The organism is Oligoflexus sp. (assembly GCF_035712445.1).
In the GTDB taxonomy this organism is placed as follows: domain Bacteria; phylum Bdellovibrionota_B; class Oligoflexia; order Oligoflexales; family Oligoflexaceae; genus Oligoflexus.
The window spans coordinates 14,679-39,084 of the sequence record NZ_DASTAT010000063.1 but is presented as its reverse complement, the minus strand read 5'-3'; the positions used below and the strand labels follow the sequence as shown (position 1 = coordinate 39,084).

22 protein-coding genes are annotated in these 24,406 nt (G+C 54.5%); 8 read left to right on the top strand and 14 right to left on the bottom strand.

The window, feature by feature from the left end:
• The 7 genes from VFO10_RS13040 to VFO10_RS13010 all read right to left on the bottom strand — a co-directional run bounded on the left by VFO10_RS13040 (window position 1) and on the right by VFO10_RS13010 (window position 9,291).
• On the bottom strand, window positions 1-228 hold the full coding sequence (locus tag VFO10_RS13040) for a DUF3802 family protein (protein WP_325140787.1): 228 nt from the start codon (window positions 226-228) through the stop codon (window positions 1-3).
• Entirely contained in the window at window positions 218-1,654 is a 1,437-nt protein-coding gene (locus VFO10_RS13035; protein WP_325140785.1) for a sigma-54-dependent transcriptional regulator, read from the bottom strand. Before VFO10_RS13035 ends, VFO10_RS13040 begins: the two co-directional genes overlap by 11 nt.
• Window positions 1,655-2,011: 357 nt before the next feature.
• Window positions 2,012-2,953, bottom strand: coding sequence for a hypothetical protein (locus VFO10_RS13030; protein ID WP_325140784.1), 942 nt, complete (start codon window positions 2,951-2,953; stop codon window positions 2,012-2,014).
• A gap of 154 nt (window positions 2,954-3,107) precedes the next feature.
• Window positions 3,108-5,099, bottom strand: coding sequence for an acetyl/propionyl/methylcrotonyl-CoA carboxylase subunit alpha (locus VFO10_RS13025; protein WP_325140782.1), 1,992 nt, complete (start codon window positions 5,097-5,099; stop codon window positions 3,108-3,110).
• An 11-nt stretch (window positions 5,100-5,110) separates the two neighbouring features.
• Complete coding sequence (locus tag VFO10_RS13020) at window positions 5,111-6,916, bottom strand: acyclic terpene utilization AtuA family protein (protein ID WP_325140780.1); 1,806 nt, start codon at window positions 6,914-6,916, stop codon at window positions 5,111-5,113.
• 74 nt (window positions 6,917-6,990) lie between these two features.
• A complete protein-coding gene (locus VFO10_RS13015; RefSeq protein WP_325140778.1) occupies window positions 6,991-8,595 on the bottom strand; it encodes a carboxyl transferase domain-containing protein in 1,605 nt (534 codons plus the stop codon).
• Between the two features lie 15 nt (window positions 8,596-8,610).
• Window positions 8,611-9,291, bottom strand: a complete 681-nt coding sequence (locus VFO10_RS13010) for a 3'-5' exonuclease (protein ID WP_325140776.1) — start codon at window positions 9,289-9,291, stop codon at window positions 8,611-8,613.
• 207 nt (window positions 9,292-9,498) lie between these two features.
• Here VFO10_RS13010 and VFO10_RS13005 point away from each other — a divergent pair, with 207 nt between their 5' ends.
• The 5 genes from VFO10_RS13005 to VFO10_RS12985 all read left to right on the top strand — a co-directional run bounded on the left by VFO10_RS13005 (window position 9,499) and on the right by VFO10_RS12985 (window position 14,097).
• Complete coding sequence (locus tag VFO10_RS13005; RefSeq protein WP_325140774.1) at window positions 9,499-10,512, top strand: amino acid ABC transporter substrate-binding protein; 1,014 nt, start codon at window positions 9,499-9,501, stop codon at window positions 10,510-10,512.
• A gap of 11 nt (window positions 10,513-10,523) precedes the next feature.
• Entirely contained in the window at window positions 10,524-11,690 is a 1,167-nt protein-coding gene (locus VFO10_RS13000; RefSeq protein WP_325140772.1) for an ABC transporter permease subunit, read from the top strand.
• A gap of 18 nt (window positions 11,691-11,708) precedes the next feature.
• On the top strand, window positions 11,709-12,740 hold the full coding sequence (locus VFO10_RS12995; protein WP_414697032.1) for an amino acid ABC transporter permease: 1,032 nt from the start codon (window positions 11,709-11,711) through the stop codon (window positions 12,738-12,740).
• Window positions 12,741-12,752: 12 nt separating this feature from the next.
• Window positions 12,753-13,484 carry an amino acid ABC transporter ATP-binding protein gene (locus tag VFO10_RS12990; protein ID WP_325140768.1) on the top strand — a complete coding sequence of 244 codons (732 nt, stop codon included), beginning with the start codon at window positions 12,753-12,755 and terminating at the stop codon, window positions 13,482-13,484.
• 88 nt (window positions 13,485-13,572) lie between these two features.
• A complete protein-coding gene (locus VFO10_RS12985; protein WP_325140766.1) occupies window positions 13,573-14,097 on the top strand; it encodes a glutathione peroxidase in 525 nt (174 codons plus the stop codon).
• 9 nt (window positions 14,098-14,106) lie between these two features.
• On the opposite strand, the gene VFO10_RS12980 is transcribed toward VFO10_RS12985, so the two are convergent.
• The 3 genes from VFO10_RS12980 to VFO10_RS12970 all read right to left on the bottom strand — a co-directional run bounded on the left by VFO10_RS12980 (window position 14,107) and on the right by VFO10_RS12970 (window position 17,436).
• On the bottom strand, window positions 14,107-14,817 hold the full coding sequence (locus VFO10_RS12980; RefSeq protein WP_325140764.1) for a hypothetical protein: 711 nt from the start codon (window positions 14,815-14,817) through the stop codon (window positions 14,107-14,109).
• A gap of 100 nt (window positions 14,818-14,917) precedes the next feature.
• On the bottom strand, window positions 14,918-16,180 hold the full coding sequence (locus VFO10_RS12975) for a phthiocerol/phthiodiolone dimycocerosyl transferase family protein (protein WP_325140762.1): 1,263 nt from the start codon (window positions 16,178-16,180) through the stop codon (window positions 14,918-14,920).
• A gap of 89 nt (window positions 16,181-16,269) precedes the next feature.
• Complete coding sequence (locus VFO10_RS12970; RefSeq protein WP_325140760.1) at window positions 16,270-17,436, bottom strand: MFS transporter; 1,167 nt, start codon at window positions 17,434-17,436, stop codon at window positions 16,270-16,272.
• A 206-nt stretch (window positions 17,437-17,642) separates the two neighbouring features.
• Between VFO10_RS12970 and VFO10_RS12965 the strand changes: the two genes are divergently transcribed.
• From VFO10_RS12965 to VFO10_RS12955, 3 genes are all read left to right on the top strand, one after another.
• Window positions 17,643-17,822, top strand: a complete 180-nt coding sequence (locus VFO10_RS12965; RefSeq protein WP_325140758.1) for an SEC-C metal-binding domain-containing protein — start codon at window positions 17,643-17,645, stop codon at window positions 17,820-17,822.
• A 46-nt stretch (window positions 17,823-17,868) separates the two neighbouring features.
• Window positions 17,869-18,228 carry a hypothetical protein gene (locus VFO10_RS12960; protein WP_325140756.1) on the top strand — a complete coding sequence of 120 codons (360 nt, stop codon included), beginning with the start codon at window positions 17,869-17,871 and terminating at the stop codon, window positions 18,226-18,228.
• 90 nt (window positions 18,229-18,318) lie between these two features.
• Entirely contained in the window at window positions 18,319-18,747 is a 429-nt protein-coding gene (locus VFO10_RS12955; RefSeq protein WP_325140754.1) for an OsmC family protein, read from the top strand.
• Window positions 18,748-18,808: 61 nt separating this feature from the next.
• Here VFO10_RS12955 and VFO10_RS12950 read toward each other — a convergent pair whose 3' ends face one another.
• From VFO10_RS12950 to VFO10_RS12935, 4 genes are all read right to left on the bottom strand, one after another.
• Window positions 18,809-19,645: a hypothetical protein gene (locus VFO10_RS12950; RefSeq protein WP_325140752.1), complete on the bottom strand. Its 837-nt coding sequence runs from the start codon at window positions 19,643-19,645 to the stop codon at window positions 18,809-18,811.
• On the bottom strand, window positions 19,642-20,550 hold the full coding sequence (locus VFO10_RS12945) for a hypothetical protein (protein WP_325140750.1): 909 nt from the start codon (window positions 20,548-20,550) through the stop codon (window positions 19,642-19,644). Before VFO10_RS12945 ends, VFO10_RS12950 begins: the two co-directional genes overlap by 4 nt.
• A 22-nt stretch (window positions 20,551-20,572) precedes the next feature.
• Window positions 20,573-21,403, bottom strand: a complete 831-nt coding sequence (locus tag VFO10_RS12940; RefSeq protein WP_325140748.1) for a hypothetical protein — start codon at window positions 21,401-21,403, stop codon at window positions 20,573-20,575.
• A 227-nt stretch (window positions 21,404-21,630) separates the two neighbouring features.
• Window positions 21,631-24,075, bottom strand: coding sequence for an AarF/ABC1/UbiB kinase family protein (locus VFO10_RS12935; RefSeq protein ID WP_325140747.1), 2,445 nt, complete (start codon window positions 24,073-24,075; stop codon window positions 21,631-21,633).
• Window positions 24,076-24,406 lie beyond the last annotated feature (331 nt).

Below are 24,406 nucleotides of genomic sequence, written 5' to 3'. Positions count from 1 at the left end.
TTATCCATTCTCTTTGAGGGTTGAAAGCAATTGCTGAAGCTGTTGAACGATCATTTCCATCTCTTGGATGACGATTGATTTCTGGGTCTTGCTCAGCATGGCGTTGTCCTGGTACATCTCGGCGATATTCTGCAAAGACAGGGCAGAATTGAGCAAATCGTGCACGTGATTCATCGCGTTCCTCTCAAATTCGTTCGAATTGAATGCTGCACCGCTGTCAGATCCCAAACTTCTTGCGCTTCATGTCGATGTTGCTGCGCGATATTCCCAGCGCCTTGCAGGCATCAGCAATGGTCGCGTGACGTCGTAAGGTCCTCGCAATAATCCATTTTTCGACAGCTGCCAGAGCATCATCCAGCAAGGAGTCTTCGAATTCATAGCTCTTAAGCCGCTCGCAGAGAGCGGTGAAATCATCCGTTCTCTCATTGGATGTATCCCCAGGACGGTACATGGTCTTATAAATGGGAATACGCTCCGCCTGCAGGGGCTCATCGTTCATCGTTGACATGATGAGAAACACTTGCAAGACCTTGTAGAGCTGCCGGATGTTGCCCTGCCAATAAAAACTTTCGCAGATTGCGATCAGTTTTTTCTTTTCTTCTTGAGAAATCGCGACCGGCTTTTCCTGTTTGGCTAGAAACAAATTGACGAAGTCAGCCATATCCTGCAGACGGTCGCGCAGTGGGGAAAGTTTGATTTCCAGACCTATGAGCCGCATACGAAGGTCAATCAGGAAAGAGCCGTTTTCAACTTCCTGATCAAGATCCTTTGTGCTGGCAATCAGTATTTGGAATGAAGACTTGAGTTCCTTGCTATCGCCGATGCGTTTATAGGAACCGTCGTTCAACACGCGGAGCAGGAGCTCCTGAGCTTTCATCGGCAAACGATGAATCTCATCGAGAAAAAGGATGCCGCCATCCGACTGGCCGATCGCTCCTACGGTATTTTCGTTGGCCCCTGTAAACGCACCTTTTTTGTGCCCGAACAGGGTGGAGATCAGAAGATCGCCTTGAAGATTAGCGCAGTTTATGGAAACGAAAGGCGTTGGACCATGCTGCGAGCGGCGGCGGTGGATGAGTTTGGCAATCTCTTCTTTGCCTGTTCCCGTTTCACCGTAAATGCAGACCACCAGTTCTGGATTATCAGCTGCGAGTTCAACATAGCGCAAATGCTGATCAGAGATGACAATCCCATCGGGATGCTTTTTTCGAATGGCTTCGAGACTGGCATCTATTTTTTGGGGCCAGGCTGAGGTCAGCGGGGGGGCTGGAGGTTCCAAAATTCTCTTGATAATAATTGCCAGTTCGTCAGCCGATTTTATCGGCTTTCGAATCATCTGGTCCGCTCCCCGCTTTCTGGCCTCCTCGGCAATGGTCAGGCGCGGATCGGAAGACATGGCAATAACGGGAAGTTTTGGTATTTCATCACGGGCATAGGCGATGAGATCGAGCCCATCAATGGCCTGGGCGTTTGATCCGAGGTAAAGGTCGGTGAGAATCAAGTCGAGATGCTGATGGCTGACAATAGCCTTCGCTTCGTCCAAGGTTCTGGCACCTATGGCATCGTAGTTAAACTCGCGCAGATAACGCAAATATTTTTCGAGTTCCGATCCTAAGTCGTCAACCACCAAGACGACAGGTCTGCGACGCGCCATTTAGGCTCCTATGGGTGCAGGTAGTTTTTTTCCTAAAGATGCTTTGTTAAGCAGACTAACTATTCGTGTCTGTATATCAAATCAACTTGACACACGCAAATGCAATAAACATTATTGGTGTATTAAAAAAAGTATAAAAAACAGATAGATACGAAAAATGTAGAGTTGCGCAGCGCGCTCCTTTGAGTTGTCTATGCCTTTCGACAATCGACGGATACGAAATGGACATGCTCCCCGTGAGCCAGCACGGTTGAAGACGCAAATGCCGATGATTTATTGAGGATAACTGTTGAGAAAAAGGTAGGGCATATGGGCAGAAGGACTGGGGCAGGAGCCGCTGATCGCGGCCCCTCTCTTTTAATCCTGATGGGGCTTTTTCTTGAAGATGGTCCCCGACGAAGTCACGGGCAGCATCAGAAAGCTGTTCTGCGCGAAGAATTCCGTCAGATGCGGATAACGACCGCGGGATTGATAGGCCCAGAAGAGCTGACGCCGCGGATGCCGATGATTGAAGAGCATTTCCAGAACGCTGACTTCCTCGTCGGTTAATTTCATCTCCTGCTTTTGCTGCAGAAGAAGCTCGACGGAATCACGCAGACGGTGATCGAGTTCGATATGCTTATGCCGGGCTTCCAGGATATCGACTTTCTCGGTCTCTTCCTCGAACAGAGTCTGGTAGTGATGCCAGGCACTGGCCAGAAGACTGAGGGTTGGAATCCGGGTTCCAAAATGCCGAACCACGATCAGCACCTGATCCACAGGATGCGTGTCGACCAGAATTTTCGCATCGCGCTCGGCGTTCTGAATTTCCTGATCGTTCACATCATCACGTCCTTCCATAAACGCTTCCAGGATGCGCTTCCAGGTCGGCAGGGGATGCTTGATCGTGGGGGTGATATCGCTTTGATCACGGTCATGCAGATAACGGACGTTGCTTTCCCGTTTGAAGGGGAAAAGGACCGCATCGTGGCTCGTCACGTCCTTATCGAAGTTGAGCTGCCACAGATGAATGTTGTACTGCAGGCCAATGCGCAGAGACTGACGACCTTTGGGTTGGCCGGAATCGTGCACTTTTACATGCACAATATTGCGATCGATCAGATTCTGCATGGCTTCGTGCAGAACCTCCTCTTCCGCACCGACCAGCGACGCGAATTCCTTTTCGGTCGTAATCAGTTCGTGCATGTTGGATACGGCACAGTTCAAAAGATAGAGGCAAATACTGTATTCACATGATCCGAGTCGCGCCATCGCCAGCACTTTAAAGCCGGACTCGGTCATGAATGTTTGAAATGGCATGGGGCCTCCTTTCCCATTGGGTTCTCTCGTGAGAGCCTGATTCCTGCTGCTGCGGACAATAATGCCATAATGTCTTGTTCCGCGCGGATTGTCCAGCACGGAGCATATTCGGGACTTAGGGAGCCACGCTCTGCCAAGACTCAGATGGCTTGGATCACGGCGTAACCTGCCAGCGGGCGAGCAGCTCATCGGCCTGAACCTGCTGACCCGTTGTCACGAGGACTTCGCCCACGACACCGGAGCGGCTGGCCTGGACCTCGAATTCCATTTTCATGGATTCCAGAATGGCAACGATCTGCCGCTCTTTGACATTATCACCTGTTTTCACCAGAACTTTCACAACTTTTCCTGGAACCGGGGCAGAAATATCAGCACTTTGTGCGGATGAACGGCCGGAAGCCAGGACGTCATCAGGTTTTTCCTCCCGCCAATAGGGCAAACCATCCAGACTCACCCAGGTCAGGCGATGACCTTGATATCTGGCCTGACAGAAGCAAAAACTCTGCCGATGACCCTGCTCAAAAATAAGCCCACGCCCGAGCACAGCCTGGCGACTCCGGAAGCGATGCGGCACCGACACCTGCTGAACATGCGGCAGGTGCATTTCCAGATCGGTCAGCTGGGATTCCTTTTGGAAGATATCGCGCGTCAGTTCCAGAAGTCCGGGGGCATGATGGGACCTTGGCTTATCCTTTTGTTCGATCTTCTGCAGAATTCGATCGGCGGTTTTCTGATGCCTTGCAATCCGGGTGTCCAGCCATTCGGTGATTTCGCCCTGATGCTCATCAATGAAGCGCGTGGTGGGAATGGATTCCGCAAAGGCCTTATGATGCAGAACAGCGAGCAGGAAAGGAATGTTGCTGGTCGGAATCGCGAGAGCCGTATGGGTCAAGGTCTGGATCAGACGCTGAATGGCCTGAGTCCGGTCCGCGCCCGTGGCCACGAGTTTCGCCATCATCGGATCGAAACGCGGCGTGACCTCATCAATCGCATCGATGCCCACTTCCCAGCGAATGCCCGGACCATGAAAGGGCAGAAAGCCATGCACGGGACCGGGAGCGGGGAGAAATTTATTGCGGGTATCTTCGGCGTAAAGACGTAGCTCAATACTGTGACCGATCGGGGTCTGGTGCATGCGATCCTTGATCGTCTCACCATTGGCCACGCGGAACTGCCAGGCCACCAGATCTTCGTTGAAGATCTGCTCGGTCACGGGATGCTCGACCTGAAGGCGCGTGTTCATTTCCAGGAAATAAAAGGGCTGGTCGGCCTTGGTTCTTTGTTCCGGTGACCAATCGACCAAAAATTCCACGGTGCCGGCCGAGCGATAGTTTACCGCTTTGGCCAGACGAATCGCGGCATCATGCATGGCGGCGCGGGTATCGGCGCTCAGGCCGGGTGCCGGGGCTTCCTCGATGATTTTCTGATGACGTCTTTGCACCGAGCAGTCGCGATCGCCCAGGGCCAGGACCTGACCATGACTGTCGCCGAAGATCTGAACTTCGACGTGACGGGGATATTCCAGATAGCGTTCGACGATCAGCGTGCCATCGGCGAAGGCATTGATCGCTTCGGATTGTGCGCGGGTGATGGCCTCGGCGACTTCATCATCGCTCCGCACCACGCGCATGCCTTTGCCGCCGCCGCCCATCGCTGCTTTCAAAAGGATGGGAAAGCCATACTGCTTGGCAAAGTCCTTGACGATTTTCAGATGACTGCCGTCTTCGCTGATCGGCAGGCGTTCGATACCGGGAACGACCGGAACTTTATGGTTTTTGGCAATCTCGCGCGCTTCCGCTTTCGAAGCCATCTCCGAGATCGAGCAGGCCGAAGGTCCGACCCAGATCATGCCCGCGTCTTCCACGAGGCTGGCGAAACGGGCGTTTTCCGACAGAAAACCAAAGCCCGGATGCACGGCATCGCATTCGCTTTGCTGCGCGATCTGAACCATGAGTTCAGCGTTCAGATAGAGCGCGGGGTTTTCTTCGGGCACTTTGATGAAGCGATGGACGAGGCCTTCCAGAAAAGCCGGAGGCGCCTCGCCGCTATAGATGGCTGCGGATTCAATGCCCAGGGTGCGCGCACCCAGAGCGATACGCCGCGCGATTTCCCCGCGGTTGGCGATAAAAACTCGTTTGATCGACATGTCAGCTTCCTTCAGGACAAAAGATTCTGCGGTAGAGCCACGCGCTGTGCAAGAAGACCCTGAGCAAAGGTTTTACCCTGGGCATCAATGCGAAGAGTCATGGTTCCCCCACCGCCCAAGGCCTGATCCAAAAGGAAGTTGAAGCCTTGCATGTTAGGGAGACTGTGACGCGTGACCGTGCCGTGACAGAGTTCCTGGAACATATCCTTCACGCGCTGTGCGGTCAGGTATGTATCCAGGAATTCATAAGCCGCCTGGCTGCGGGCCATCACACCGATATTCGCCATATCGCCTTTGTCACCGCTGCGCGCGAGGCAGATGCGGCTGAGAGGCAGAAGCTGCTCGCCTTCGTATTCCTTGACGACTTCGGCAATCGGTTTCGAGACTTTGGTGGCGACCTGAGCCTTGGCTTCCGTCGGTGCATAGTGTCCGACCGGAGTCGAGGTGACGATTTTCTCGCCCGAGATTTCGCCTTTTTCATAGAGTGCGATGCGCGGATGCACAATGTCCTTCGGCATCAGAGCCGGCCAGTAGCTCATCACCTTCTGCGCCTTCGGCACGCCGCCGATGACAGCGACGCCGGGAGGGCCGCTCAGAATCAATGAAGGAATCATTTTACCGAAGAGGCGCAGCTCTTTTTCATCCTTGGCGCGCGCTCCCAGACGGAGAAGGATTTCATTGCCTTCCTCGCGATGGATGAGCGAGCGATGGCAGGCGTTGAAGCCGACATATTCGGTCAGGGTTTCGATGAAAGGACCCGGGCAGCGTTTCCAGAAAATTTCTGAGAACGCCTCAGCCTTGCGCCTTGCATTCGGACCCGAGATCATGATGGAGCCTATGGATTTATAGCCATCTTCGTAGGCCATGGAAACTTTGTAAAGAGGTGTGGGTTCAAAACCTTTCACACCGAAGACACGCACGCGGTCCTGACCATCCTGGGCGAGCTGAATGCTGCTGAAGTTGGCGACGACGTCCGGGGTGATATAGGCTTCGGGATGACCCATTTCATAGAAGAGCTGCTCACGCACGGTGTCGACCGTCACGAGGCCGCCGCTTTCGGGGTGTTTGGTGACGACGAAGCTTCCATCTTCATTCACTTCGACGATGGGGTAGCCGATGTTATCGAAGCTCGGCACTTTTTCCCAGTCCGAGAAGTTGCCGCCGGTCGACTGCGAGCCGCATTCGATGATGTGGCCGGCGACGATGCCGCTGGCGAGGCGATCCCAATCGTTCAGTTTCCAGCCGAATTCATGGATCATCGCCGCGATCGTGATGCCGGTATCCGTCACGCGACCCGTGACGATGATGTCCGGTTTCCATTTCAGGGCTTCCACCACCGGGGCCGCACCGAAGTAAATATTCGCGGCCTGGATTTTATTTTGAACCGTGGCGAAATCCTCGCCGTTTTCCATATTCGCAAACTTGCAGCCCTTGGCCTGAAGATCTTTCAAATCAGGCAAGATATCGTCGCCATAGACGATGGCAATCCGCGGCTGAAGGCCCATGTCGTTGGCGAGTTTGGCGATCGCGCGGGCGCAGCTCTGCGGATTCACGCCACCGGCGTTGGTGATGACTGTGGTTTTATCGGCCAGCAGTTTGGGCAGAACGCCCTTCAGCATGCCGAGGAAGTCCTTGGCATAACCCATCTCGGGATCGGTGGAACGCTGCTTTTGCAGGATGGACATGGTGATTTCCGCAAGGAAGTCCATGCTGATGTAATCCAGACGACCGCCCTTGACCTGACGTTCCAAGGCGTTTGGATCGTCGCCCCAGTAGCCTCCGGCATTTCCGATACGAATGACTTTTTTCTGACTCATAATGTGATGCCCCTCTTGAGATTACGTTCTACGTTCGCTTACCTGCGGAAGACGGCGTTCGCCGTCTCGCTCGCTTACATGCGGAAGACGCCGTTGACGGTCTTGTCCCAGTTATGATGCAGCGTACTCGCCAAAGCCATGGCCAGAACCTGCCGGGTCTTCCTCGGATCGATCACGCCGTCATCCCACAGCCGGGCGCTGGAATAATAGGCGGAACTCTCTTTTTCATATTTCTTCAAAATCGGCTCGCGAATCGCGGCGAGTTCATCCGACGTCAGAGTCTTGCCCTGCTTCGCCAGCTGCTGCACCTTCACGGTCGCAAGAACATCGGCAGCCTGCTCACCTCCCATCACGGAAATGCGAGCGTTCGGCCACATGAAAAGATAACGAGGTTCATAGGCGCGACCACACATCCCGTAGTTGCCCGCTCCGAAACTGCCGCCGACCACGCAGGTGACCTTCGGAACATTGGCATTCGCCACGGCATGGACGAGTTTCGCACCGTCCTTGGCTATGCCGCCGTGCTCGTATTTTTTTCCGACGATAAAGCCGGTGATGTTCTGAAGGAAGAGCAGCGGAATTTTTTCCTGGGAGCAGAGCTCGATGAAGTGCGTGCCTTTCAGAGCGCTTTCCGAGAAGAGCACACCGTTATTGGCAATGATGCCGACGGGAATGCCGCAGATATGCGCGAAACCCGTGACCAGGGTCGTTCCGTAGTTGGGTTTGAATTCGAAAAGCCGCGAGCCATCAACCACACGGGCTATGACTTCCCTTATATCATAGGCTTTGCGCGCATCCATGGGGACGACGCCCAAAAGTTCCTCGGGATCATAATGCGGTTCGTCCGGTGTTTCGAGTTTCACCGGACACTGATCGGACTTGCCGAGATACTTGACGATCTGCCGCACGATCTGCAGCGCGTGATCATCATTTTCCGCCATGTGATCAGCCACGCCGCTGATCGAGGTGTGAACTTTCGCGCCGCCCAGTTCTTCGGCGGTGACTTCTTCCCCGGTTGCTGCTTTCACCAAAGGAGGGCCGGCCAGGAAAATCGTGCCGGTGCCGCGTACGATCACGCTTTGATCGGACATGGCAGGAATATACGCGCCGCCCGCCGTACAGAATCCGTGGACGGAACTGATCTGCTGAATGCCGAGGCTGCTCATGCGCGCCTGGTTATAGAAAATGCGGCCGAAGTCATCCTTATCGGGAAAGACTTCATCCTGCATCGGCAGGAAGGCTCCGCCCGAATCCACGAGGTAAATGCAGGGCAGATGATTCTGGGCCGCGATTTCCTGGGCCCTCAGATGTTTTTTCACAGTGATCGGAAAATAGGTTCCACCTTTCACCGAGGCGTCGTTGGCGACGATCATGCAAGGACGGCCCTGGATCATGCCGACCCCGGTGACGATGCCGCCCGATGGAACGGCGGAATCGTAGAGTTCATGACCGGCGAGCGAGGAAAGTTCGAGGAAATCAGAACCCGGATCGACCAGTTTCTGTATCCTTTCCCGCGCCGGCAGTTTCCCTTGTTTGCGCAGGCCTTCGATGACCTGCGTTCCGCCGCCGAGTCGAACCTCTTCAAGGCGGGCGTTCAATTCCTGCGTCAGCTGCTGATGCCAGGCAACGTTCTGCTGGAAGTGTTCACTGTTCCGATCAATCTTGGATGAGATGCGCATAGACCCCCACGAATATCAGGCAACTTGGAAGGGAGAAAAATCCTTCCATTGCTGCAGCCCGGCCCCCTCGCCGCGCAGCAGAGAATTAAGCACAGCGCCGGTCACCTCGCAGTCACCGATGGACCGGTGACGGGCCGCGAAGCTGAGGCCGTAATGCTGTGCCAAACTATCAAGATTTTTGGACTCAAGATCCGGCAGGAGCTGCCGGGCGAGTTTCAAAGTACAGAAGCAGGACCACTCGATCTGATAGCCGAGCCGATGACAGGCGTGCTTCAGAAAGGCCATATCGAACTCGGCGTTGTGAGCCACGAGCAAGGTGTGGTCGATGAACTGGAGGAACTTCGGCAGCACCTCGTCGATCGTTGGCTGATTTTCGAGCATGTCGGCTGTGATGCCGGTGATGCGGCTCGCCACCTCGGGCAGCGGGATATCGGGTTTGATGAGCGTGGAAAAATCAGCGACACGCTCGCCGTTTTGATATTTAATGGCCCCCACTTCGATGATGCGATCGCGCAGGGAGTCGAGGCCCGTGGTTTCAAAGTCGAAGATGACCAGGGTCGAATCCCGAACGATGGAATCACCGGCAAGTTGATGACGAAGGACCTTTTGCAGGAACAACTGGCTATTGCCTTGGGCATCATCCTCATCTGCGGGAAAGAGGATGTCAAAGAACATGGAGTTTTGTAATTGTGTCATGCTCGAAACCTGCTCCCTGTCAGCTCGTATGGGCACTTTCAGGCCGGAAAAAATGTCCCTCGAACTTAACCGATATAACCCCGGGGGGCAAGGCCCGCTGGAAGAGCCGGGACGTTCGCTCAAACTCAGCTCATGGTTTGCCTCGCGGCAGGCTTGTGCTATAAGACTGCAACTTAACGAAACGGAATGCGACAAGGAGGATAGTGAATGAAATCCTTTTGGCCCAGTATATGCGGACTCTCTCTTTTGATCACCAGCAGCTGGCTGCAAGCCGACACGCTCGATGAGGTCAAAAAACGCGGATTTCTCAAGTGTGGCGTGAGCCAGGGACTGGCAGGCTTTTCCAGTCCTGATAAAGCGGGCCAATGGCGCGGGATCGACGTCGACCTCTGTCGCGGTGTGGCGGCGGCAACCCTGGGCGACGCGAACAAGGTGAAGTACACCTCGCTCTCGGCCAAGGAACGTTTCACAGCCCTGCAATCGGGCGAAATTGATCTTCTGTCCCGCAATACCTCGTGGACCATCGTCCGGGATACGTCGCTGGCCGTTGATTTTCCTGGCGTGCTTTATTATGACGGCCAGGGTTTTATGGCTCCGAAAAAACTGAACGTGAAGACGCTGAAGGACCTGAATGGTGCGACAGTTTGCGTCAATTTGGGAACGACGACCGAGCTGAACCTGGCCGATTATTTCCGCTCGCAGAAGATGACCTATAAGCTCGTGGCCTTTGAAAAGAACGATGAGGTCGTAGCCGCTTATGATGCGGGCCGTTGTGATGTGATGAGTTCGGATCAGTCAGGACTTTACGCGGATCGCACGCGTCTGAAAAAACCCGAGGATCATGTGATCCTGCCGGAAATTATTTCCAAGGAACCCCTGGGCCCTGCCGTTCGCCACGGCGACAACCGTTGGGGTGATATCGTGCGCTGGACTCTTTTTGCCATGATCGAAGCCGAGGAATTGAAGATCACCTCCGCGAACGTGGATCAGCAGAAAGCCAACTCCAATCCCGCCGTCCGTCGTCTGCTCGGCATGGAAGGCGATCTTGGAAAAAACCTTGGTTTAAAGGCGGATTGGGCACTGCAGGTCGTCAAGCAGGTCGGCAGCTATCAGGAGATTTTCGAAAGGAATCTGGGTGCGAACACGCCGCTGAAAATCGCGCGTGGGCAGAATGCTCTCTGGCGTGATGGAGGTCTTCAGTACTCCATGCCCTTCCGTTGATGGATGGGTCCATGGCTCAAGCCGCTCGCAAAAAAACGCAGGGACGTGGCCTTCTTCTGCAGGCTTTGGCTCTTCTGATCGTGGTCCTGATTCTGGGCCTCATCATCCATAATACCGTTCTCAATCTTGAAGCCCGCGGCATCGCCTCGGGTTTTGGCTTTCTCAGCCAGCCGGCGGGATTTGATCTCGCCTTTCATCTTCTGCCCTATGATGAGACCACGACCTTTGGTCAGCTCTTCATCATCGCGCTTTTGAATACGCTTTTGGTTTCCGCGATAGGCGTGGTGTTCGCGAGTCTTCTGGGGCTGCTCGTGGCCCTGGCGCGGCTGTCACAGAATCCTTTGATCCGTTTGCTCGGAACGATTTACGTCGAGACGCTCCGCAATATTCCTCTCCTCCTGCAGCTCTTTTTCTGGTATTTCGCCGTTCTCAGGAATCTGCCGGGCCCGCGTGAGAGCCTTGAATTCTTCGGGGTCGTCTATCTGAATAACCGTGGGCTTTCCATTCCTTTTCCCATGGAACCGGCTGCGGCTTTTTACATAGCTTTGGCTTTGATACTCGGTCTGATCGTTGGGCATTACCTGCGTCAGGCGGCGGTGAAAAAGCGGGTGGAAGCGGGGCGTTTTCCGGCCTGGCATCTTCTGCCTTATGCGATCCCCGTGATCTTTCCCCTGCTCACACTGCTTCTGCTCGGTCAGCGTTGGCAGATCAGCTGGCCCGAACTCCAGGGTTTCAATTTCAGCGGTGGTCTGCAGCTGATTCCTGAATTCGTTTCCCTGGTCGCAGCGCTCAGCCTTTATACGGCGGCCTTTGTCGCAGAGATTGTCAGGGCCGGTATTCTCTCCGTGCAGAAGGGGCAAATGGAAGCCTCGGAGGCTTTGGGTTTGACCCGCCTTGATACCATGCGCCTTGTGATCCTGCCGCAGGCCCTGCGTGTGATCCTTCCACCTTTGACATCGCAGTATCTGAATCTTGTGAAGAACTCGTCCTTAGCCGCGGCTATCGCCTTTCCCGATCTGGTCCTGGTCTTTTCCGGAACCGCGATCAATATCACCGGCCAGGCCGTCGAAATCATGGCGATGGTGATGATGGTGTATCTCCTTTTGAGTTTGTCCATCAGCGCCGCGATGAATCGCTATCAAAGCAAAACTTTGCATTATCTTGGCCAAAGGAGTTGAAGCATGGCGACCTCATCCATGGCATGGACTCGTTTTGCCAAAAAATCGCCATTGCAGCTCGTCATCACGGGCGTGCTGCTGGCTCTTTTGATTTACTGGGCGTGGCCGGTCTTCGATTGGCTTTTTTTCAAGGCTCAATTCACTGGCACTGATCGCAGCGCCTGTACGGGCGAAGGCGCATGCTGGCTCTTCGTCCGCGCGCGCTTCGATCAGTTCATCTTCGGCTTCTATGAACCGAGTGAGCGCTGGCGCCCCATCCTCGTGGCCATACTTTGGATCCTTGGATTTATTCCAGTGCGCTTGGCAAGGTTTCCGGCTCGGAAAGCCTTGATCCCCTTTCTTCTCGTGGTCTTGCCTGTCAGCAGCTGGTTCATCCTTCGCGGTGGATTTTGGGGTTTGCCTTCGGTCGAGACCTCGCGCTGGGGCGGGCTGATGCTCACGCTTTTGATTTCGGCGATCGGCATTTCCCTGTCGCTGCCTTTGGGGATACTTCTGGCTCTGGGACGCCGCTCGGAGCTTCCGCTCTTGCGCTGGATCACAGTGGCCTTCATCGAGCTCTGGCGTGGTGTCCCGCTCATTACCGTTCTTTTCATGGCCTCGGTGATGCTGCCTTTTTTTCTGCCGCCCGGAGTGGAATTCGATAAACTCCTGCGTTGCCTCGTCGGTGTCGTGCTCTTTACCAGCGCGTACATGGCTGAAGTCGTGCGGGCTGGACTGCAGGCTGTTCCGAAAGGTCAGCATGAAGCCGCAGCAGCTTTGGGCTTTGGATACTGGCAAAGCATGGGCCTTGTGGTGCTGCCGCAGGCTTTGCGTCAGGTGATTCCTGGGATCGTGAACACCTTTATCAGTCTGTTCAAGGATACCAGCCTTGTCCTTATCATCGGCATGTTCGATCTTTTGGGTATGGTTCAGGCCGCCAGCACCGATCCCGAATGGATGGGCTATGCGATGGAAGGCTATGTGTTTGCGGGTTTTGTATTTTGGCTCTTCTGCTTTTCGATGTCGCGGACCAGTCTGCGCCTGGAAAAACGTCTGGAGCAGGCTCGTTAAGGAGGCAGATTCATGCTGCAGTTGCAGTCCGTTCATAAATGGTTTGGCAGTTTCCATGCTCTGAAGGGCATCAATCTTACGGTGGAATCCGGGGAAAAACTCGTGATCTGCGGTCCCTCGGGTTCCGGCAAATCAACCTTGATTCGCTGCATCAACCGCCTGGAGGCGCATGATCAGGGTGAAATCACCGTCGATGGCGTCCGCCTTGATGATTCCCCGAAATCCATTGAAGCCGTTCGCCGGCAGGTGGGTATGGTCTTTCAGCAGTTCAATCTGTTCCCGCACCTGACGGTCCTGGAAAACCTCTGCCTCGCTCCGATCTGGGTGCAGGGCCGGCCCAAAAAGGAAATCGAAGCCCAGGCCATGGAATACCTGCAGCGGGTGAAGATTCCGGATCAGGCGCATAAATATCCGTCGCAGCTGTCCGGCGGGCAGCAGCAGCGCGTGGCCATCGCGCGGGCCTTGTGTATGAACCCGCGCGTCATGCTCTTTGATGAGCCGACCTCGGCCCTTGACCCCGAGATGATCAAAGAGGTCCTGGACGTGATGGTGGAGCTAGCCGGCAGCGGGATGACCATGGTCTGCGTCACGCATGAAATGGGTTTTGCGCGGCAGGTGGCCGATCGCGTGATCTTTATGGATCAGGGTGAGATCATCGAAGAGGCGGCGCCGCAGGAGTTCTTCACCCAACCGAAATCAGAACGCACGAGAGCCTTCATTGCACAGGTTCTTCATCATGCATAAGTGAATTCCATCCTGGCAGTCCTTCCGCGGATTGACTAAGATGGTGGCCAGTGGATGAAGCCTCGCATCTCTCACGAAAGGTTTTCGGATGAAAAAGTTTTTTGTGACTCTGGCTCTTATGTTCATGGCCGCGACGGGTTTTGCCTCGGATAAATTCTATGGGCTGAAATACACCAGCATTCAGGGCAAGCCTCAGCCCCTGGACGCCTATAAGGGTAAGGTTCTTTTGATAGTGAACACCGCCTCGGAATGCGGGTATACCAGTCAGTACGAGGGCCTTGAGAAGCTTTATAAAAAGTACGAAGCCAAAGGTCTGACCGTCATCGGCTTTCCTTCACCGAGCTTCGATCAGGAGCTGGGATCGGATAAGGAAGTCGCCAATTTCTGTAAGTTGCGCTACGGCGTGACCTTTCCTTTGGCCAAGCGCGCATCCGTCAAAGGCAAGGATATTGACCCTGTCTTTGATTACCTGATTCAGAATGCCCCGGAAAAAGGCGATGTGAAATGGAACTTCGAAAAGTTCCTGGTCAATCGCAAGGGCGAAGTCGTCGGTCGCTTCCGCTCGGACGTCAAGCCTGAAGAGCTGGCGCCCCAGGTTGAGAAACTGCTGTGACGCTCCAGGTCAGGGGCGACGTTTGAACCTGACTTCAGTCGAACGCTGCGAGACTCCAGGTCCGCTTTTAACGATCAGATCGGACCTCTCGTTGCGAACGGTCATGGACACGAGATTGCTTGTAATGGGAAACAGAAGGAACATCAGGCCGGAAGCCCGCAGGCTGTCGCTATAAGCTTCCGCGGGTATCGCCTCGAATTTCTTTCGAACCTCGTCTTCCTTCAGATGCAGAATCGAATTCAAACGCTCGGGCTCCCACGGGCCCGGGATATCATAGCGTTTCAAAAGTTCCACATCCCTGGCCCTCAGATAGACCTGATGAACAGTCACACCCACATCTTTGTACATCATATAGGATCGGTTGCCGCCATCCAGCCTTTGAATTAAATCCGGTCGGCCCTGCACCGTTCTTACAAACACCGGCCGCGAGCATGCGGAGTCTTCAAACTTCTGCAGCTCCACAGCCAGGCGCACGCCATCAAAAGTATAGATGGGTTTGGTATAAAATGCGCTTTGGGGGCTGCCTGCCTCGCCGAGGCATCCGCCTTCATAACTGCCATTGACAATAAACCAGTCGCGCTGGGGATCACCCGCGAACCACATGCCGCTATCGAATTCCTCGCCCGGACCGGGCTTATGGGAACCTGCGGTGCTATCACCACAGGCCTGCAGAATAAAGCTGGATAGAAGGATCGTGGTCATGAGGCGGTGCGTGAACATGCTGTTCCCCTTGGGGTTTATGAAGTTTCTCTATTTAAACCGGAGCAGCATCCGATCCAAGGGTTATTCCACACAGCATGAAAGATTTCGTTCTCAGGGCTCAAGCCCGCGATTTTTCAATTTTTGTGCTGGGTATCAGCGACAGCATTTTCGCCTCCAAATGTCGTACGATCAACAGCCCCGCCTCGGCCCCCATCTTTTCAAGAGAGGTCTGAAGATCGACGTATAGCCTGTTTTGATAGGAGATCAGCACAAATGCAAAAGGATCCTTCACCGACTGCGCACTCAGCGCATGATGCTCGTAAACTTCGGCCCCATCCATCTGCGGAAAGTCATCAACGCGTCCAAGGTTACTGATGCTCACCGTCGGCCGGTGCTGGGACGCATAAGCGGAATCCTGCGGCGGCTTTGGTTTCCTGGACGCGCGGGCCAGCAGAGCCAAACGATAAGGCCACTCTTCCTCCACACCTTTCCGCAAAGTCTCATGACACTGTCGGGCCAGTTCCCACACATCCATCTCAGGATGGAGCTGATAAAGCGCCAGATGCCCGGCAATGAAAAGCCCCACTTCATCCGGCCCGGCACCCACACCCGCACGTAAACTCACGGGCGTATTCAGCGAAATATTCTGCGTTCCGCCGTTCCCATAAAGCTCATGCATCGTCTGCAGAGCGAGCGCACAGAACACACCAAAAAGATTGGTGCCATGATTCCGAGCCAGCGCGTTCAATTCCTGCGCGTGATCAAACACAAAACCCGTGGAAAGAGTCGTCCTGGTCCACGCCGCAGCCCCGATCTGCAAGGCAGGCCCCAATTTCCCGAGCTGAAAGATAAAGCGAAACGCCGACCACCAGCCGCGAATTCCACGAAAACGGGGTGGAAAACGCTCTTCCATGGGCAAGGATGGTTTGGCGAACGGCAGCTTTTCCCCTTGATAAAGAAGGAGCAGCGCCCGACAAAGATAACTTGATGACAGGCCATCGGCGAGCGCGTGATTCAAACTCAAAAGTATATCCGAAGTCTTATCACCTTCCAGGAGATGCACGCAGGCAAGACCTTCACCCGGTCCATACTGCCGATGCATTTCCTTTTCCAATAACCGCCGCCAGTGTTCATCCTTTTCCATAGGCTTTTGATAAAAAGGAATAGCCTCTGGCGCGTGAGTCATCGAGAAACGCAGATAAGGATCCGCGACAATCGAAGCCCTGAGAAGCGGGAACAGATCCCCAAGTTCCCGTGTCGCCCGCATGAGCCGGGCCCTATCCACAGAACCACGCAGTCTTAAAACCGTGCATATATTCGTCGAGCCCACCAGATTCTGCTGGTAGAACTGCCGCTCAAGTCCGCCTAGATAACGTTCCATGACCCACTCTTTTTTGATGATGATGCTCCCGCACGCTAAGAGTCCATCACGCGAAAGTCCATACGAAAAAAGTGAAGCCACGATGAAGGCTACTTCCAGCGCAGCACCAGAACTGCACTAACAGTAATGGCTGCGGTCACAGCTCCCAAGGCCGGCAGACCGTGTTCAATGAAAGGTGCAACCAGAGCCGTGCCCACGGCTGACGTTCCCATGATGGCCAAAACCACCAGGGCGGATCCCCGCGCGTCATCACCTTTGGCTGCCACGATAGCCTGGAAAAATCCGGGAGGCCCCCGCAGGCCGAGCCCTATATTCATCGGAATAAAGAGCGGAATCAGCATCCAGGGATTTTGACCGCCCGCAAGGCCATACACAAAAAGCGCAAGCCCCGACAGCGCCGCGAGCCAGGTTCCGAAACGGATCATCGACTCGCTTCCAAAACGCGCCACCGCTTTCTGCGCGAAATTCGCCGCGAGGATATACATGAAAACAGCTGTCATCTGCATGCGAATAAAGTCAGACAGCTGTCCGCCCCAACTCTGCACGATCACTGTCGGCGCTCCGAAGACAAAGGTCAGAAGACCCCCGAGGACAAAGGCCTGGCTCAGCGCATAACGCAGATAATGCCGATCACGCAGAAGGCGCCCATAACTTCCGGGTGTGGTCATGGCTGGAACTTCAGGCAGATATTTCAGAGCCAGGAAGGCCGCCAGGGCCAAAAGCCCGGACAGCACAGCGCTCAGATGGAAAGTCGAAGGCCAGCCCCAGCGCACCAAAAGAAAAGCTCCCAGGACGGGCGCGAATGCGGGTACCAAGGATTCAATACTGCCGATCAATCCAATCATCTGTACGGCCTTGTCGGGTGCCAGCATTCGCCGAATAAATCCGGGACTGAAGACCACAGCAGCGGAACCGCTCGCCCCCTGCACAAAGCGCAGCGCAATCAGAGTCGGCAGATCCCGCGCCATCCCACAGCCGAAGGACACCAGTGCATAAAGGATGAGGGAAATGACAAGAAGCCAACGCTGATCGAAGCGGTGACTCAGATGTCCAAAGAGGAGAAGCCCGCCAGCCGTTCCTGCCACGAAGCTCGCGAGTACCAGCTGGGCCTCGGCCGCAGTGCCGTTCAGGGCCTGAGGCAACCCGGGGATTGCGGGAAGCACCAGGTCAATTCCCGCCAGGCCGAGAACGTTGCCAAGCGCCAGGAGAACCAGGGAGAACCAAACCCCGGGATGTATTCGCTTTTCAGAAACCATGTTCGTCATCCTAACCGACCTTAAGAAAGTGAGGGGCGAGTGTAACCCGCCTCTCTGCCTCGTACCAGCTCCGTTGCGGCGATTGTAACCCGCCTCTCTGTCACTTCCTAGCGCCGCCGTGACCAAGAGGACACTATCTCGGACTTGCCGTCATTGGCGCATCAGGGTAGAGTGCGGGTCCGTCCCATTTTAGTCAGGAGACTCCCATGGAAGAGCAGAAACAAACCCAGGAAAAAATCGAGCACGGCCATGTGCATGGTCCCGGCTGTTCGCATCACCATCACCAGGAACCATTCGTGCGGAAAGACGTCAAGGTCGGGCGCAATGATCCCTGCCCCTGCGGGTCCGAGCAGAAATACAAGAAATGCTGTGGCAAGGGTTCGTGAAGCCGGGTATTTTTAAGGGAAACCTTTTTTAATACCTGGGATAAGCATGAAGCTGGAAATTGACTTTCACGGTTCTGAAATTGCCGATGTCAAAACGGGTAAAAACGAGCTGGAAATCATTTTCAGTCATGCTGTGATCGTGCAGGCCGGCGCCGCGCCTGTCTCGGTGCCCGCCACCATCAAAGTGGGGCAGCCGAAATATTCGAAGCTCCCGAAAAAAGGTCGATTGACCGACGGCGAGCTTTATGGAGTGCCGGGAAAAGCCTTGAATGGCCGTATTCCCGTCGACTTGAAATGCGAACGCGAATGCGAGCTCTCGCTCTCGTTCGAAGACAAGGACTACACGATTCATGGCAAAAGCTTTCACGTCATTGCAGATTTGACGAAGCTGCCCGCGCCGCATTAAGACCCATCCTGCCTAATAACACCCAGAATCATGGCCTTTGGCTCTGGATCATGTGATACTCCCGCGAGGTTTCAACAACGGAGTATTCCCATGATCACGAAAGAAGCTAATATCGTCTGGCGTGGAGACGGCAAATCCGGTCAGGGTGAAATCACCACTCAAAGCAAGGCCCTCACGAGCGTTCCCTATGGCTTTCGATCCCGTTTTGAACAGGGCCCCGGCACCAATCCCGAGGAACTGATCGCGGCCGCCCATGCCGGCTGCTTTTCGATGGCGCTGGCCTTTAAGCTGGCGGAAGCCGGATTTCAGGCCCGTGAATTAAAAACCAAAGCGGTCATTGCCATGGATAAGGAAGGCAGTGGATTCACGATCAAGGAATCAAGGCTGACTTTGGAAGCCTCCATTCCTGAAATCACCGAGCAGAAATTCAAAGAACTGGCCGCCGATGCGAAGGCCAATTGCCCGGTCTCCAAACTCCTGAATGCCAAGATCACCTTGGACGCGCAGCTGACGAAGTGATGGAAAAAAGAAAAACCCTATCAACCGCAGCATCCCTGGGTTGATAGGGAAATAGCAGAGTCTACTGTTTCAGACCCTCGTACATATTGTTAGCGAGGGCCTGGGCCACAGAAGTCATGGTCTCAATCGCAGTATTGGGGAAACCCTGGTTATTGAAGTCGAAGCGAAGGATATTGATCACAATCGTTCCGCCCTTCCCATCGTTATATCCATCCCCATCATTGAACGAAAAATTCACCAGGTTTGAAACCTTATAGGTCTGATCAGGTGAAGCCACCAGATGCTCCACACCCATTCCCATCTCCTCATTACCGGACAAAACCTGGTAAAGGTTATACTGCGTTTTGCGATCATTGGTAATCGCAAGGGAAGGCAGAGCGTTCACGCGCAGGGCGTAGTCCATCTCCGTCGTCCAAAGATGAAGGCCCGAATCCAAAGGCGCATCCATGAGGCGGTTGGCTTTCACCGCAAAGCTCACATCCGCGTTCTGATAGCCTTTCGCTATGTAATCATAAAGCGGACGCGCTTTCACTATGAAGGGCCGGATGGGCACATGAAAGGCCCAGATCACGGTAAATTCCGAGCGATCGGTTTCCTCGGTGCTTTTCTGCTGCAGGAATTTGATGTCGATCTTCCCCGGTTCTTGAGCCAAGGCCCGGGTCCGATATTCCTGCATCAGCTCCGTGGGCTTGCCGTCCTTGCAGATCAGGTCGATTTCCGTCGTGATATCCGTCCTGAGTTTCAGCTTCACCGCATTCGCACAGTAAAGCGCCGCGTAATCAATCCCGGCGGCTCCGATCGGGGCCTGGGCTGCCGCCTTCGGCACGGATTCCGTCTTGGGCTTTTGAGCCCCGCAGGCGGCCATGAGAAAGAGGACGAGTATATGCGCGTGTTTCATTTGGGGGCTCCTTTGCTCGTGAAGAAGTTATACATTTTCTTTTGCATGCCTTGACTCAAAGCGATCAGAGTCCGCTGCAGGCGCAAAGGATCTATACGGTTTTTAATGGTGAAGTCATTGATGAAGACGAGGTAGGTATAACCCGGCTCCGCCTTCAGACCCAGCAAAAGCCCCTTGTAATCATGATAGGTCTTGTTCGTCTCGGCCCCCAGAAGTTCCTCGGTGGCCAGCACCACATCGGTGCTCGACTCATTCAAGAGATAGGTATTGAATTCCGTCCGGCGTTTATCGAAAAGGCCCCCGCCTTCTGATTTATTCAGGGAATAATTCAGAATGATCTCCTCTACGCTGCGGCGACCCGGGAAATTCTTCCTCGATTCCACAAGGCCCACGACCTCGGAGTTTTTCTCCTGAATCCCTGACGCCAGGGCATCATGGACCTTCAGGGAGTAGAACATGCTGGGATCCGCCAAAGGCACTTTCATCGCGTAAGCCACGATCATGCGGGTGACGAAGAGATCACCGACTTTGAACTGAACCAGCTTCACATTGGGATCACCTGTCCCTGCATAGGCTTTGCCGATCAGCTCCTGAAACAGGGCCGTGGTTTTATCGGGCGTGCAGGCGAGGCTGAAATCCTCGTTCAGGCTGCTGCTTTTCTCGATCAGCTTCAGGAGTTTGAAACCATCCTCACAGAGAACCTGTTCAATCGGACGATCCCCCACGCTGATGGGAATGATGGGCTTCTCGGCTGGCGCCGACCCAGGAGCATTGCCGCCCGCCGGACTGGTTTCAGCTCCTGCCGCCGCGCCTTCCTTTTTCTGTCCTTCAAAACTGCTGCTTTTCCCGCAGGCGCACAGCATCATCAGCCCCAGGCTGACTCCATACTTCATAAACCTTGACATATATGCTCCCTCGCTTGCCTCGTTAAGGTTTGATTTGTTCCTGATAGAGCTTGCTGACGTCGGTCGTCAGAAAATTGCTGAACGCCAGCACCAGCTGCTCGTGCTGATCGCGGCTGTTCATCAGAAAATGCGCCACGGTCACGACCAGGGTTTTGGTGGCATCAGCGGGATCAGTCATGAAACCCCGGACCACGACTGATTTTTTGAATTGTTCCGTAGGGGCCACAAGCGTGCGGCCGGCCATGAAGAAATCAAAGTTATCAGGATGCAGAATATACTGTCTCAGCTCATGGTTGCTGACATCCTTGAAGTTCACGGCGACGCTCCGGGTGTCCACGGTCTGCTGCAAAGCAAAAGTGGTATCCGCATCCCCTTCATTTTTGGGCGGCTCCATGAACTGAAAGCTCATCTTCATATTCGCGAGCTGATTGCCCAAGGGCGGCGGCTGGGCTTCCGAATCATAGGGCACGATCGCGTGCTTTTCCTCGACCAAAAGCGTATTCACGGCTGTTTTGGGAATGCGCATGGCAAAGGCCACCATGATTTCACTGGTCCTGGCATTGTTATCGGCCCGTGGGGCAAAGACCTGGGTCAGGGCTGGTGTTCCGGTGCCGGCATAGGGCGCGGCGATCAGGTTTTTAAAGAGCGTCGTGGCGGTATTCCCCGTGCAAAGAACCGCCAGCTCATCCGTTAAAACCTGCTTCGCCGTTTTCAGAACATTCTGCGCCCCAAGACAGAAGTTGTCCGGTGTGATCGGCAGCTTTTGAGCGACCGGCAGAAGATTCGCAGGGGACGCCCCAGCGGCTGCTGCGTTTAAGCAAAAGAGTGTAGCCACGACCCATGGTCTTTGCATGCTTGCATCTCCCAAACAATGTTGTAGGGAGTGAGTTGCAATAAAAGAACCGTCCCGGTAAGGCTGTAAAAATGGATGTTTAGCGCGGTGGGCCTTTGCAGCAGCGGCAGCAGCCGGAACTGGCTTCGCGAATCAAAGCGCTGATCTTTCTGGGGATTTTAGGGGGCTTGACAGTTGGTCCTGATAAACGTCCGTCAGAACCCCTGTCAAGCGCCGATAAAGACAGATCAAATTTCCCCGAGAATGGTTTTCATTTCCTGATGCCAGTTCAGTTCCGCACCGAAGCAGGTGAAGATGTCGGGCAAATAACTCCAGACGATCACCGGAAAGAATGTTGTGTCGTCCACAGCCAGGACCTTTTCCTTGCCATATTCCTGAAGATAGGTTTGAAGCGTCATCTGCCCCGGCATCACATAGGGTCGCACGCTATCATCGGCTACGGGATTGATCAGTATGGGGCCGATGCGTTCCTTGAAGCGCTCCAGGCTCACGGCTTTCGGATCGATGTGCCGCAGCTCAACCATCTGTTCATAGAGGCTCGGAATGTTGCCACCGGCCCTGAAGTGTTCAAAGCGCCGATAGCCTTCGAGAAGATTCTGCGGCAGATGATAGACAGCACCGAAGTCCAGGATCACGAGCTTATCGCCCTGCACGAGGAAATTTCCAAGATGCGGATCTATGTGCATCACGCCGTATTTCATCGGGCCAAGGACGGAGAATTTGAAAAAACGCGCAGCCATTGCGTTGCGCTCTTCCTGGCTCGCTTCGCGGATGAACTGATCCATCCGTGGGCCGTCGACGTATTCCGTCATCAGCACATTCTCCGTGCTGTACTCAGGGATCACCGCCGGGATGATGAAGCCCGGTTCATGGGCAAAGAGCTGGCGTATTTCCATCTGCTGCCGCGCTTCACGCACGTAATCGCATTCTCGATAGAAGCGTTGCTCGACTTCCTTCAGGACGCGGGCGAGTTCATCACCATCCAAATAATTTCGATAGAACGGGGTCAGGAGCTTCATGAGAAACATATCCGTGCGCACGATTTTTTCAATGCCGGGATACTTCACCTTCACAGCCACGTCCCGGCCATCGTGCAGACGCGCGCGGAAAACCTCGCCGATACTGGCGACGGCTATGGGGGTCGTATTGAATTCAGCAAAGACGTCGTCGATGCTTTTGCCCAGATCTTTTTCCAGGCGTTCCTGCATCACGGCAAAGGGCAGGGCAGGAGCGGTGGACAGTATCTTCTGCATGATTTCGCGGTGAGTCGGCGTCAGGCGACCATTGAAGGCCAGCCTTTGCCCGAATTTCATGATGGGACCTTTGAGTTCCCCCATGGCCTTTTCCAGCTCATGCAAGAATTCCTCGGGCACATGCTCCTGGGCCGGGCCTCGCATTTTCGAGGAAATATACGCCGAGCGCGCCATGAGCCGGGTGATTTTCAGAATACGCGGGGTGCGGCCGACATAAAGCTGATGATCATCCTGCTCATCATTGCGGCTGGACACGACCGGCAGAACGTTCACGATCTCATTGATCAGGCCGAGTCCATCTTCGGTCTGGCCATCGGAGTAACGGAGCGACAGCGCACGGTATTCATCGGTCAGGACAGTCGCGAACTGATTCTGGCGACCGCGGTAGAGCCAGCGGATCACGGCGGCCAGGAAGACGAGTGAGAGTTCCGGATCGGCCAGCTCATGAAGATCCTTCAGATGCCGCCCGATCCTTTCGATCTTATGCAGCATGGCCAGATCGGAGTTATAGAGCTGCTCCATGAATTGAACGAGTCGACTGGCCTGGCTCTCCAAAAGATAGAGCGCTTCGGTTTTTTCCTTGGCCTTTTGCCGAACTGAACCGGTTAAATCCTTCCAGGGCTCACGCTGCTTCGAGGCGAAGAGCCAGAGCTGACCCAGGAACATATCCAGAGGATCGAGCTTATTCTTGTTCCGCTTCAGGCAGAGCATCAGGTTTTTCGGATCTCCGGTCTGACGCATGTGCGTGACAGCTTCCTCGTACTCCAAGGCCAGAGCCTTATCTGCGTCCTGGCGGAAGATATTCTGCAGAAGGTGAAGACGGGCTTCGAGCTGCTCCGCGTCCCCGCTCAAACGCTGAAGGCGCAGGAGAAGACGCATCGCCTGCCAATGCTCCTCGCGATCCTCGGGCACATCGTGATCGTAGACGGCAAGGGTCACCTGCGCGACCCGGATATGACCAAGACGCCAGGATTGAGTGCCTCGCAAAAGCGGTGAGAGCTCCACACAGTCGCGACCATCCCGCCCCATGTGATCAGCGATCATGCTGTGCACGAAACTTTCCCAGTGGGCCCCGCCCTGGAGTTTATGCTCGGCGAATTTCAGGTGGAGTTTGGAATAGAGCCAGCTGTTCTGCGAGGAGACGGGTTGAATTTGACAGAAAAGAAGGCAGCGCTCCGCCGTTTCCCTCAGCTGCTGCTTGTCCCTTTCTTTCAGGGCCTGCAGGCTGATATCGAGGTCCATGATTTTCAGGACCGTGAAAAAGGCTTCCAGGGCCGCGGTGGGAGTATCGATTGGATGAAGGGCAAGGTTTCCCAGCAGTGTCTGCAGAAGGTCGACGCGCGTGCCCGAGAAGGCTGCGCAGCTATTTTCCGTCTTCTGTTCCACCGAACGGATAAAATCACCGCTGATCTTTTTCATGATAAGTTCCCTCGCCAGGCTTGACTGTCCTTCAAAAAGAGCAATGTTCGTACCGTTCTCATGCCCTCCAGCCCCCTGAAATCCTGGATCTATTCAGCCTTCGATCGTCTTGAATCAAAGGGTTCCGGCCAAAAGAAACAGAGGCAGCCTGGGCATTTGGTGTAAGCCAACATAAATGCAGAGTAAAAAAGCGAATTCATAAGTCCAGTGCCGCTTCGCTTGCGGCCTTTGTGAATCTTTTTCCATTAAGCCCCTGAAATCCTGGAAAAATTGCGAGAAGTCCATTTGGAATAGCGATTCAACACGGGCCGACTTTGAACCCTTTGATTCC